At 61.8% G+C, this 12086-nt stretch carries 11 protein-coding genes and 1 tRNA gene; 2 read left to right on the forward strand and 10 right to left on the reverse strand.

Annotated features, from left to right (window positions below):
- Nucleotides 1-353, forward strand: a 353-nt coding sequence (locus tag BMX61_RS12610; RefSeq protein WP_139198918.1) for a transposase, incomplete at its 5' end; no start/stop codon positions are given.
- Nucleotides 354-382: 29 nt separating this feature from the next.
- Here BMX61_RS12610 and BMX61_RS12615 read toward each other — a convergent pair.
- The 3 genes from BMX61_RS12615 to BMX61_RS12625 form a co-directional block, all read right to left on the reverse strand.
- Nucleotides 383-994, reverse strand: coding sequence for a hypothetical protein (locus BMX61_RS12615; RefSeq protein ID WP_075626589.1), 612 nt, complete (start codon nt 992-994; stop codon nt 383-385).
- On the reverse strand, nt 991-2001 hold the full coding sequence (locus BMX61_RS12620) for a DNA-methyltransferase (RefSeq protein ID WP_210186285.1): 1011 nt from the start codon (nt 1999-2001) through the stop codon (nt 991-993). The genes BMX61_RS12615 and BMX61_RS12620 overlap by 4 nt, the downstream gene beginning before the upstream one ends.
- 61 nt (nt 2002-2062) lie before the next feature.
- Nucleotides 2063-2138 (reverse strand) — tRNA-Ile (locus BMX61_RS12625).
- Between the two features lie 397 nt (nt 2139-2535).
- Here BMX61_RS12625 and BMX61_RS12630 point away from each other — a divergent pair.
- Entirely contained in the window at nt 2536-3273 is a 738-nt protein-coding gene (locus BMX61_RS12630) for an SIMPL domain-containing protein (protein WP_075626744.1), read from the forward strand.
- A 199-nt stretch (nt 3274-3472) separates the two neighbouring features.
- On the opposite strand, the gene BMX61_RS12635 is transcribed toward BMX61_RS12630, so the two are convergent.
- The 7 genes from BMX61_RS12635 to recQ all read right to left on the reverse strand — a co-directional run bounded on the left by BMX61_RS12635 (nt 3473) and on the right by recQ (nt 11959).
- Nucleotides 3473-3868, reverse strand: a complete 396-nt coding sequence (locus BMX61_RS12635; RefSeq protein WP_075626591.1) for a hypothetical protein — start codon at nt 3866-3868, stop codon at nt 3473-3475.
- 383 nt (nt 3869-4251) lie between these two features.
- Nucleotides 4252-4656 (reverse strand): nuclear transport factor 2 family protein, encoded by a 405-nt coding sequence (locus tag BMX61_RS12640; protein WP_075626592.1) that lies wholly within the window; start codon nt 4654-4656, stop codon nt 4252-4254.
- A gap of 151 nt (nt 4657-4807) precedes the next feature.
- On the reverse strand, nt 4808-5230 hold the full coding sequence (locus tag BMX61_RS12645) for a secondary thiamine-phosphate synthase enzyme YjbQ (RefSeq protein WP_075626593.1): 423 nt from the start codon (nt 5228-5230) through the stop codon (nt 4808-4810).
- 167 nt (nt 5231-5397) lie between these two features.
- Nucleotides 5398-5946: a GNAT family N-acetyltransferase gene (locus tag BMX61_RS12650; protein ID WP_075626594.1), complete on the reverse strand. Its 549-nt coding sequence runs from the start codon at nt 5944-5946 to the stop codon at nt 5398-5400.
- A gap of 291 nt (nt 5947-6237) precedes the next feature.
- Nucleotides 6238-7419, reverse strand: coding sequence for a DUF930 domain-containing protein (locus BMX61_RS12655; RefSeq protein ID WP_139198919.1), 1182 nt, complete (start codon nt 7417-7419; stop codon nt 6238-6240).
- A 142-nt stretch (nt 7420-7561) separates the two neighbouring features.
- Nucleotides 7562-9613, reverse strand: a complete 2052-nt coding sequence (gene rpoD, locus BMX61_RS12660; RefSeq protein ID WP_075626596.1) for an RNA polymerase sigma factor RpoD — start codon at nt 9611-9613, stop codon at nt 7562-7564.
- A gap of 483 nt (nt 9614-10096) precedes the next feature.
- Nucleotides 10097-11959, reverse strand: a complete 1863-nt coding sequence (gene recQ / locus BMX61_RS12665) for a DNA helicase RecQ (RefSeq protein ID WP_075626597.1) — start codon at nt 11957-11959, stop codon at nt 10097-10099.
- Nucleotides 11960-12086: the final 127 nt, after the last annotated feature.

The following is a 12086-nucleotide window of genomic DNA, read 5'->3' on the forward strand; positions in this document are numbered from 1 at the left end:
CGGGCGGAGAGGCTTCGCACTACAACGCCGTTCCGGACCTGCTGGCGATACCTGTCGGCAAGCCGAGACTGTTCCTCGCCGACAAAGGATATGACGGTGATTTCCTGCGCGAGGAACTCCTGATCCATGGGATCAGGCCAGTCATTCCGCCGAAGGCCAACCGGAAGAACCCGCCTGCCTGTGACTTCCGGGCATACAAGGATCGAAACCGCATTGAGCGGATGTTCAACCGCCTCAAGCAGTTCCGTCGCGTTGCGACCCGATACGACAAGACCCGAAAATCCTTCTCAGCATTTCTCGCCCTGGCTGCCGCTAAGATATGGCTGCCATACTTTGTCAACAGGACCTTGTGAACCTGATGTGGGTTAATTTCCGCGCCTCTTTAGCGGTCAGATTTGATTCTGTTCGATACAATATTAGCCATCTTCTCAGCGATCTGGGCAGGCGGTTCTCCGTGACCCTGCCAAGAATAGTGCTTGCCTTCACTGTCGAACACGATCCTGCCGACGCTAGGGTAGTCGTTGCCAATCAGTCGCATCAGACCTGTGAACGCCTTGAGCGGAACAAGCCATAAGTGGCTGTCCTTGCGATCGGACGTGACGAAGAAGCCACTTACGCGAAGATCATGCTCGCCGTAGACGCATTCCGAAAAGACCTTGCTGTGGACGATGATGTCGAGCAGGTCTCCTACGCCTAGCGAGCACGTCGTGGGAGCGTTCATGTCGAACGCGTCCCAGAATGAGTGACGCTTCCACCATGTTAGTGTCCGACCGGGGAGTAGATCGAACTTCTCGGCTCGCACACTGCGACCCGCAATGTCGCTTGAGACCTTCTCGCACTCTATGAGTTTTCGCATCGCGAAGGCCGAGACGAACACCTTTCTCTCGAGAAGGATGGACCCGCGTTCACTTGGATGCGCCTTCTCGGCCCATCGTTCGATAAGATCGGCGTCCTTCAGCAGATGGTCCTTCCAAGGCGCGCTTTCGGCGATCATCTACAGACGACACTCCTTATCAGTCTCTCGAACGGGCTCAACGCGCCGAACTCGTTATCGTTGTCCGGTGTTGGTATGGCGGTAGCAGGCTGCGCCGCAGCGATCCGATCCTTCGCGATCTGGAAGTATGTCTCGTCGCGCTCGATGCCGATAAACATACGACCTGTATTGGCGCAAGCTACTCCTGTGGTGCCTGAGCCCATCATAAAGTCTAGAACTGTCTCGCCCTCGTTGGTGTAGGTGCGGATCAGATACTCCATGAGTGCGACTGGCTTCTGCGTGGGGTGCTTAGTTTTCTCCGCGCCCGTTGCGGTGTTAAACTTTTGCCACGAGGAAGGGACGCGGAGTTCCCCCAAGGTATTATTTTCCCGTGTATCGAACGCCCGGTAATTGTCTGATGTAGTCTTGAACGTGCAGGCATACTTCGCGCGATCTGCACCCGACCCTTCGCGCACCTGCATTTGTTTATTGTAAGTCCATCTCCCCTCAGAGAACACGACAACGCTTTCGTGCTCCTTCATCGGCTCGCGAACGGTGTTGGCAAAATTAGAGCCCCGGTTCTTGATCCATATCCATTCGTGCCGAAACTCGCGTGGATTACTCATGACCAGCGCACTCGTGAACGGCTGAGATGCGGTGAATACCGCCGCTCCGTTCTTTTTCAGCACTCGCTTCACCTGCCTCCACATCTCGTCGAACCGAATAACAGCATCCCACTTGCAGGCGGTGGTGCCATAAGGCGGGTCAGTGAGCACCAGTTCAACAGATCCGTCAGGGATCTCTCTCATCCGGTCTAAGCAATCTCCAAGCAGCAACTGGGGTTCATACGCAAACATGATTCTCTCAAGGACAGGGATTTCCATAGAGTAGACAATTTTGAATGAGTATTTGCAACTCAACATATTGTTGAATGCAAATAATGAAGGACTCGAACCTGCAACGGATACCGCGATACCGTTCGCGTTGCTTAGGATACCGTCAGAAATACCGTTCCCGATACCGTTCAATCGGTCTTGGTAGAAAAATAAGTTACTGATTTCACTGAGTTTTTTCGCCGAAAATCGGCGTTGGTGGGCCCGGAGGGACTCGAACCCCCAACCAAGCGGTTATGAGCCGCCGGCTCTAACCATTGAGCTACAGGCCCGGCCAGAGCCTTCGCGAGGGAGGGCGTGGCGGTGGCGGCGTCAATGGGCGCCGGCCGTCTGCTCGCTCTAGACGAAATCGCATCCTGCGGCAAGACGTGCCGCATTGGCCGCACAATCCTGCTTTAACAGCGAATGGCCGGTTTCATCGATCGCCGCGCAGCTGGAACGCCGGATGACGTGTCGTGCGCGCGTTCACGCTTGAAGGATGCGGGTTTGCTCTATGTCTTAGAGTGGCCGTGGTTCGCTCTGGCGACGCTGTAATCGGCTCTGCAGCGGAGGATGCGGCCGGCGGGTGGTCAAGACCCCTAGGCTTTGTCATTCTCGGCCAACATATTTCGGCCTGCGGCGTTGCGTCGATCGCCGGCCAGTGGAGGACTATTCTTGGAGATGCGCCTGATGACCCTTGCTCCCCTCTTTCGCCCGCTGCCGCGCGCCGCGCTTCTGGCCGCAGGCCTCCTGGCCTTTGCGTCCGCCGGCCATGCCGAGCCGCCGCCGCGCCCGGTGATTTCGGTCACGGGCACGGGGCAGGCGAGCGCCGTGCCGGATCTGGCGGTGGTCAGCTTCAGCGTCGTCACGCAGGAGAAGGAGGCCCGTGCGGCCTTGACGGCCAATAATGCGGCCATGGCCAAGGTTCTTGAGGCGATGAAGGCGCGGGGCATTGCCGAGCGTGACCTGCAGACTTCCGGCTTCGCCATCAACCCGCAATATGTCTATCCGCAGAACAAGGAGGGCGAAACCAATCCGCCCCAGCTGACCGGCTATCAGGTTGCCAACACGCTGACGGTGCGCATCCGCCAGATCGACAAGCTCGGCGAGATTCTCGATCAGGCCGTCACACTCGGGGTCAACCAGGGCGGCGGCATCCAGTTTTCGATCGACAAGCCGGAGCAACTGGCGGAAGACGCCCGCAAGGCCGCCGTGGCCAACGCCATGGCGAAGGCCCGCACGCTGGCCGCCGCGGCGGGCGTGACGCTCGGCCGCGTGGTCGAGATGCGCGAAAACTCCGGCCGTCCGGAGCCCATGCCGATGATGCGCACCATGGCCAAGGATATGGCCGCCGAATCCGTGCCCGTTGCCGCCGGAGAAAGCGCCGTTACCGTCGATGTGGAAATGAGTTTCGATATCGCGCCGTGAGGCTTCGAGCGGGATGGGGAAGGTAAGGGCAAATCGATGAAAAGAGGCCCGCGACAGGGGATGTCGCGGGCCTCTTTCACGTCAGGTCGATTATGCCGCTTTAAAGCGCTCTTCCATCTCAATGAAGCAGATCGGCGCTCTTAGCTCCCTTATTTGAAGCATATCTTACCGATTCTCGTTTCATTCCGGCGGATTCTGCTTAGCGCAGCGACGGACAGCCACGAACATTGGCAAAGCTGATGCGGCGGAATTCGCCGAAGCGGCGACCTTCCACGATCACCCTGCGCGGCGTGACGGCCACGACGCGGGCGCGGCGCAGGCCATAGGCGCGGGCCTTTTCCTCTGCCATCCAGGGCGCGCAGCGGCCACCGCGCTCGGCGCGCCAGCCTGGATTGGGGCCGCGATCCGGGCCGCGGTCATGACGCCAGCCGGGAGGCGGGCCGGGGCGCCAGTCGCGCTCGTCGCGATACTGCACCGGCGTGATATCGCCGGCATAGATGCCAACACTCAGATTGCCGGCCGAAGCCTGGCCGGCCGCGAGGCCAGAGAGCGCAACAAGGCCGGCAAGAGCCAGGGTCGCAAGCTTGGATGTCATGATGTCGATCTCCCTTAACCGATCCGGTTCTGCGGCAGGTCCGCTGCCGGATCTTGATGAAACCCGCGAAGTCTTCGGCGCGCCATGCGCTGGCTTTTGCCGAGGCTTCGCCTGTCTGTGCCGTGTCGCTGTCAGCGGGGCTTGCCGAGCCATCTCGGCTTGCGCTCGCATCAGCGACATGGTGGCAATCTAGGTCAGCGAAACTGAACGGAAATGGAATTTGCTGTTCAGCCTGCATTCAGCCGCCATCGTCATATCGCGCCTCGGAATGCCACGGCCTCAGACGGATTTCAGGCGGACGTGTAAAGGCCCTACAGGCCTTGCCGCATCTTGCGTTTCAGGGCGCGACGACGACGGTCCTAGATTTGGATGGTTTCGAGGGCTCAGCGCGTCAGGGCCGCTTCGAAAAGGCGCAGATTGCGATAATGCGAGAGACGGGTGACGAGGCCCTCCTCGATCTCCAGAACGAAGACCGCAGGGATCGAATAGGCCTGGCCGCTGGCGGGCGGGAAGCCTTCCATGCTTTCCCTGTAATGGCCGCGTGCGGTTGCGTCCACCGCAACGTGCTGGCCATAGGCATCGTGCATCACCACGAGATCGTCGAAGACCTCATCGAAATGGCGCAGATATTGGATCACGGCCAGGCGTAGCGGCTCGGCGCCGATGGTGCGCAGGCCTGTGAGCGAATCGAGCGCCACATCCTCGTCCAGATAGGCGGCAAGCGTTGCAAAGTCGCGCTGGTTCAGCGCCTCCATCACCCGCGCGGCGATGGTCTGAGCTTCGGTCATGGTGTCCTCCCCGGGATTTTGTTTTTCGCACAGGATCGCAGGAGAGCGGGACGGCGACAAGTGTCGGCCGTTTTCGCCACTCCCGCTCTGATGTCGATCATATTCGCGCCGGCAGGCTTTGCCGTGCAATGGCGCCGCACCCGAGACCCTCTCAGGCGCTCAGGTGCAGAACGATTTCGCGTCGGTGCGGTCGGCTGCGATGCTCGAAGAGATAGATGCCCTGCCAGGTGCCGAGCATCAGCCGGCCGTGGGCAATGGGAATGCCGAGTGTCACGGCCGTCAGCGCCGCCTTGATATGAGCCGGCATATCGTCCGGGCCTTCATCGCGGTGGACGATCCAATCCATCGTGGCATCGTCGGCCGGTGGAACGAGCCGGGCAAAAAAGGCATCGAGATCGCGGCGCACATCCGGATCGGCATTCTCCTGGATCAGGAGCGAGCAGGAGGTGTGGCGCACGAAGACGGTGAGCAGCCCCTCCACCGCGCCGCTCTGGCGCACGAAGTCGTCTGCCTGACGGGTAAATTCATAGAGCCCGGCGCCGCGGGTCTGCAGACTAAGGAGAGTTTGCGGCATGGGGCTCCTGATGGTGACGGATGAGGCGGCGCGGGCCATGTCCTGGCCCGCGCGGGATGATGCAGAAGAGATGCCGCAGCATCGGCTGCTTTCAACCGCCCCTAGCTTTCTGCGTTGGGGAGCCGAAGCGCCTGCGCAGGCGGCCGTCCGTCCACTCGATCCATGCCCTAAGCGGGACGTGACCCCACCGATGGATCGATGTGCTTTGCCATGGCGAAGACGTCGACATAGGCGCCGTCGCGGAAGCCATCGCCGAGCAGGTGCCCCTCCCTTTCGAAGCCGAAGCGCTCATAAAGCGCGATCGCGCTGTGGTTGTCGATATAGACATGAAGTTCGACTCGGCGGATCTGCAGCCAGTTGAAGGCGCTGTCGAGCAGGGCGGCCAGCAGCGCGCGGCCGATACCACGACGCTGCCAGGCCGAGGCGACGCCCATGCCCAGTTCGGCTGCGTGCTGGCGGCGTCCTTCGAAGCGGTGCAGTCCGCCAGAGGCCACCACCGTCTCACCCTCCAGAGCCAGCAGCAACAAGCGATTTTCGCCGCCGGAGGTGAGCCACTGCCGCGTGGCCTCCTCGCTTTGAAACGGTTTTCGCAGCGTGCCCCAGCGAAAACTGGCCTGGTTGGACAGAAGCGTCAGTCCAGCGGCATCGCGGGGCTCGGTGGCGCGCAGATGAATGCCGGATGGAGGAGGAATATCGAAGCGGTCAGTCGCGGTCATCTCAGGCTCCTTCTGAAAAGTGGCCCGGATCGGTCGCATCCTCATGTCGCGCAACCGGGTCCATAAGGCCGGTTGCGGGCGAAAAGATCATCCGTTGCGCACGAGTGACCGCCTACGTCCGGCGAGGGACGTGCCAAGCATGGTCACGGACATGGTGCAGCGATTGATCATGGGAGGAGGGTGCAAGGCCGGCGCGTCTTTGTCAAGGCAATGCTGATGGACAATGCTGCTGCGTTCTTTCGCAATCCCGGATCGGGTGCGGCGCCCGACGAGAAATCTGACAGCGTCTTTTTAACGGGCTCGACGATCGAGCTGCTCCGCAAGCGCGCCGGTCACTTCGCCGCCCAGCTGAAAGCGAAAGTCCTCGATCTTCAGGTGCTTGAGATCGGCCGTGCAGGCGAGGTCGATGCGATACCACTTGCCTTGGCTTCGATAGAAGCTGTTCGCGGCATTCACCGTAGTTCCGGTCACATTGCCATTGATGAAAACGCCTTCCGGCTCCGAGCCGGGCCTTGACCGGCGGATCTGATCCGTCGCCTCGTACACACAGAGATTTTGGACCTGCTGCTTGCGCGGCATCTGGCCGAGAGCGAAGCGCGCAAGCGGATCTCGGAAGATCGGAGCGGCGTTGAGCGGCTTGGCGACCTTCAGGGCGCCGCCGCCCGCTGCGCCGGTGCTGGGCCGTGCCGCCTGGCCCGACGCCGGGCGCGGGCTGGGCATGGGCGCATCCTCGCGGGGCAAGGCCGGCGCAAAGCCATCTTCGGCGGGCGGCAAGGCTGCCATGGCCTCGCCCGTCTCGCTCGACGGCATCTGCGGCAGCGCGGCCTGTTGCGTCGGCTCCGTTGCGGGCGTTGGCGTTCCGGCCGGTGGCGGGGTCGACGGTTTTTCCTCTGCCGCTGGCTTTGATATCGCGGGTGGCGAAGCCTGCGGTTCGGCCGGCGCTTCGGGGGTCGTCGCGCCTTGCGTGTCGCCACCTGCGCCCGGCGGGCGATCGGGTGCGCCCGGTTGGTCGGCCTTCTGGGGCGCCTGCGGCGGCTCCGGCTCCGGCGGCGCGTCCGGGCGCGTTTCCACCGGCGCGCCGCGATCCTCCGTCTGTCCGACCTGGTCTTCGCGTTCCGGCGCCTCGCTCAGCGTCGGGCGAATCGCGACATGTCGCGCCGAGGTGGATGGGGGCTGGGGCGGCTCCGGCTTCTTCTCCTCCGCCTTCTCAGGCTCCTTCTTTTCGGGCTCCTTCTTTTCCGGTTCTGGCTTCTCCGGTTCGGCCTTCTCCGGTTCGGGTGGGGGCGGCACCATCTCCACGGATACCGTCTCCTCGTCAGGCGGATTTAGGTCCGGCAGGGCAGGGCTTGCGAGAAATGCCGCGACCAGAAGAAGATGCGCAAGCACCGAGGCGCCAAGCCCCCAGCCCCATCGTCTGGGCGATCGAGCGGATGGCAGCGCCATCGGCTGCCCTATGTCGGAAATGTCCTGCATGTCGCTTCCACATCTAAGGGCTAAGCTGCAAGGCGGCGAGGGCTGCGCGGGCTCAAAGACTGGAAAGGCACCATGAAAAAACCCGGCCATTGTCTCGGCCGGGTTTTTTGTAGGGTTCTATTACGCGCGGCGTGCGCGTGTCTCAGCTGTCCAGGAAGCTCCGCAGCTTCCTGGAGCGGCTCGGATGCTTCAGCTTGCGCAGAGCCTTGGCCTCGATCTGGCGAATACGTTCGCGGGTGACCGAGAACTGCTGGCCGACCTCTTCCAGCGTATGGTCCGTGTTCATGCCGATGCCGAAGCGCATGCGCAGAACGCGTTCCTCACGCGGAGTAAGCGAGGCCAGTACACGCGTCGTGGTTTCGCGCAGATTGGCCTGGATCGCGGCATCAATGGGCAGAAGCGCGTTCTTGTCCTCGATGAAATCGCCCAGATGGCTGTCTTCCTCGTCACCCACAGGGGTTTCGAGCGAGATCGGCTCCTTGGCGATCTTCAGAACCTTGCGCACCTTTTCCAGCGGCATGGCCAGCTTTTCGGCCAACTCTTCCGGGGTCGGCTCGCGACCGATCTCGTGCAGCATCTGGCGCGAGGTGCGCACGATCTTGTTGATCGTCTCGATCATATGCACGGGAATGCGGATCGTGCGGGCCTGGTCGGCGATCGAACGGGTGATCGCCTGCCGGATCCACCAGGTGGCATAGGTCGAGAACTTGTAGCCGCGCCGGTACTCGAACTTGTCCACCGCCTTCATCAGGCCGATATTGCCTTCTTGGATCAGATCCAGGAACTGCAGGCCGCGATTGGTGTATTTCTTGGCGATGGAAATGACGAGGCGCAGATTGGCCTCCACCATTTCCTTCTTGGCGATACGGGCCTCCCGCTCGCCCTTCTGCACCATATGGACGATGCGGCGGAATTCCGAGATCGAAATGCCGGTTTCCGTGGCGAGATTATGGATCTCGGAACGGATCGTGCGGATGTTCTTCTCTTCCTTGGTGGCAAAGTCCTTCCAGCCGCGCTGGGTCAGGTTGGCAATGCCGCGCACCCAGTTCAGGTCAAGCTCCGAACCGGTGTAGTTTTCCAAGAAGGAATCACGCTTGACGCCGTAGGACTCGGCCAGCCGCAGCAGCCGGCCTTCGTTCTGCACCAGGCGCTTGTTGATGTCGTAGAGCTGCTCGACGAGGTTGTCGACGCGGTTCTGGTTGAGCGACAGCGACTTAACCGCCGTAATCAGCTCGTCCTTCAGTTCCTTGTACTTCTTCTCCTGGGCGGGAGAGAGCGTGTCGGAATCAGACAGACGCGCTTCGACCTGCTGGTCCTGCAGCTTGCGCAGCTTCTTGTAGGTCTCGGCGATGCGGTCGAGCGTCTCCATGACCTGCGGGCGCAGCTCGGCTTCCATGGCCGCCAGCGAGAGGTTGGACTCGTCGTCGTCCTCTTCCTCTTCTTCCGGCGGCGGCATGTCGCCACCGATATCGGTGATATCGTCCTCGGAGACGGTGCGGACCTTGCGGGTCCGTTCCTTCTCTTCGGCGGCCTTGCGGTCGGCTTCGATCTTTTCCGGGCTCTGGAACTGCGGCGCCGCCTTGGCCTCGGGGCCGGAATAAGTGGTTTCGAGATCGATGATCTCGCGCAGCAGCGTCTGGCCTTCATTCAGCTCGTCGCGCCAGATGATGATGGCCTGGAAGGTCAGCGGGCTTTCGCAAAGCCCGGCGATCATCGTTTCGCGGCCGGCCTCGATGCGCTTGGCGATGGCGATTTCGCCTTCGCGCGACAGCAGTTCGACCGAGCCCATCTCGCGCAGATACATCCGCACGGGATCGTCGGTGCGATCCGTCGGCTCCTTGCGCTTCGTCGTGGCGAGCGCGGTGTTGCCGGTCGTCGCCAGCTCGCCACCTTCGCTCTCGCCCTCTTCGGCGGGTTCTTCTTCTTCGCTTGCCGCGTTCTCGTCGACCTCGTCATCCTCGACGACGTTGATGCCCATGTCCGACAACATGGCCATCGTGTCTTCGATCTGCTCGGAGGTCACTTCCTCCGAGGGCAGAACGGAATTGAGCTCGTCCATGGTGACATAGCCGCGTTTTTTCGCGGCCTTGATCATCTTCTTGACCGCGTCATCGGAGAGATCGAGAAGTGGACCATCCGGAGCGCCATCGCGTTCAGATTCAGCTTCTTCGTTCTCTTTGACCTTGGTTGCCATTCTTTGTCGCTTTCCTTGGACAGGCCTTTAACGCATTCGGCGGTGCGCCTTCTGGCAAAGGCCCGGGACGCTTCCTGTCCCACCGCGCACTTCAGTTTCCCTGACGTAAAGGGTCGCTCTTTAATTCTGGATTAACCACGAGCAACATCGTGGTCCAGCCGACAGGCTGCGACAGCGGCACGTGTTCAGCATCACTTGCATGATGGCCGTATCCGCCGTATCCAACTCGCACTGGGTCCAAAAATGGTGATTCCCAGAAATTCCCCAACAGTCAAGCTTTTCCGGTGAAAATTACGGGCTTCGTTGCAAAAACGTTGGGGTCTTGGCTGGCTCTTTGCCCGCCGTACCGACGCAAGATGTAGGAATGGCGGCGAAAAAGACAAGGGCGACCTTCTTCCGTCAGATAATGTCCGGTTCGATCAAAACACGGTTCGTCCTGTGGATGACCGAGCGAAATCGATGCACGGCAAGCCTGCGTGCCGATCAGGCGGCTGCGCGAATCGCCTCCAGAAACGCCTCTCCGAAGCGGGTGCGCTTTGACTCGCCGATACCGGGAATGTCGATCAGCGCCTTCAGGCTGGATGGACGCGTTTCCGCCAGGGCAATCAGCGTCGTATCCGGGAAGATGACGTAGGGCGGAACGTTCATCTCTTTGGCGAGGCGCGCCCGCAAGCCGCGCAGATCCTCGAACAGCTCGAGATCGCGCGGCGAGAGGTTGGAGCGCGCATTGGCCGCGCCCTTGGCGCTTTTTGCAGCGCGCTTTCCCGTGGCCACCGCCCTGTCCTTGCGCAGAAGAACGGTGCGCTCGCGTTTGAAGACGGTGCGTGCCTCGTCCTCCAGCTTCAGCGCGCCATAGGCCGTGTGGTCCACCCGCACCAGGCCTGCCGCCAGAAGCTGGCGATAGACGGACTGCCAGAGCTTGGGCGCCAGATCCTTGCCCGCGCCGAAAACCGGCATCGAGACATGGCCGAATCGCTGGGTCTTTTCGTTTTCGACGCCGGTCAGCACATCGATCAAATGCCCGACGCCGAAGCGCTCTCCGGTGCGATAGATGGCGGCCAGCGCCTTGATCGCGGCCTCCGTTCCATCCCATGTCTCCACGGGATTGAGGCAGGTATCGCAGCTGCCGCATCGGCCGGGATGGGCTTCGCCAAAATGCGCAAGGATCGCCTGGCGGCGGCAGGTGGCGGTTTCGCAGATGGCGAGCAGGGCATCGAGCTTGCCGCGCTCCACGCGCTTGATCTCATCAGCGGCATTGCCCTCATCGATCATCCGTCGGCGCTGCATCACATCGGCCATGCCATAGACCATCCAGGCCTCCGAAGGCAGGCCGTCGCGGCCGGCACGTCCCGTCTCCTGGTAGTAGGCCTCGACCGAGCCCGGCAGATCGAGATGGGCGACATAGCGCACATCAGGCTTATCGATGCCCATGCCGAAGGCGACGGTCGCCACGAGGCAAAGGCCTTCTTCCTTCAGGAAGGCGTCCTGGTTCTGGTCGCGCAGCGCCCGGTCCATGCCGGCATGATAGGGCAGGGCCTTGATACCCTGCGTGTTCAGCCATTCGGCTGTGTCTTCCACCTTCGCGCGCGACAGGCAGTAGACGATGCCGCTGGCGCCTTCATGGCGGGAGAGGAAGCGCAGAAGCTGCTGGCGCGGCTGTTCGCGCTCGGCGATGGCATAGGAGATGTTCGGCCGGTCGAAGCTCGTGGAAAACACGGCAGCGCCCTGAAGGCCCAGGCGCTCGATGATGTCTTCGCGCGTGTGCGGATCGGCCGTGGCCGTCAGCGCGATGCGCGGTACGCCGGGAAAGGCCTCGCGCAGCATGCCGAGCGCGCGATATTCCGGGCGAAAATCATGCCCCCATTGCGAGACGCAATGGGCCTCGTCGATGGCGAAGAGGGCAATGTCGAGGCCGGATATCAGCTCCATGAAACCCGGCGTGGTGATGCGCTCGGGCGTGACATAGAGAAGCTCCAGCGCGCCATCGGATATTGCCCGGCGGATTTCGATATATTCCTCGCGCGCGAGCGCGGAGTTCAGAGCGGCGGCCTTTACGCCCACCTGCTTCAGCGCCTCTACCTGGTCGCGCATCAGCGCGATCAGCGGCGATACGACGATACCTACACCACGCCGGCAGAGCGCCGGAATTTGGAAGCAGAGCGATTTCCCGGCCCCGGTGGGGAACAGCACGACGGCATCGCCGCCTTGGGTGACATGGGCGATGACGTCGCCCTGCTGGCCGCGAAAACCGGAATAGCCGTAAACGGATTTCAAAACATCGAGCGGCGCGCCGCGCCCGGCGGCGACCGCGCGGTCGAACATCGTCATGATGGGAGATGAAGTCATGGTGCGCGCATTTTGCCTGATTCCCGCAGGCGCGCCTATCCTTTATCGTCCTGCAGCACCAGAGCCGCAATGACGTCGCCCGTTCTCTCCTTCACGGCGCTGGCGCTGACGGGTTAAAGGCCGCATG

It is taken from the genome of Xaviernesmea oryzae (assembly GCF_900109605.1).
Classification (GTDB): Bacteria; Pseudomonadota; Alphaproteobacteria; order Rhizobiales; family Rhizobiaceae; genus Xaviernesmea; species Xaviernesmea oryzae.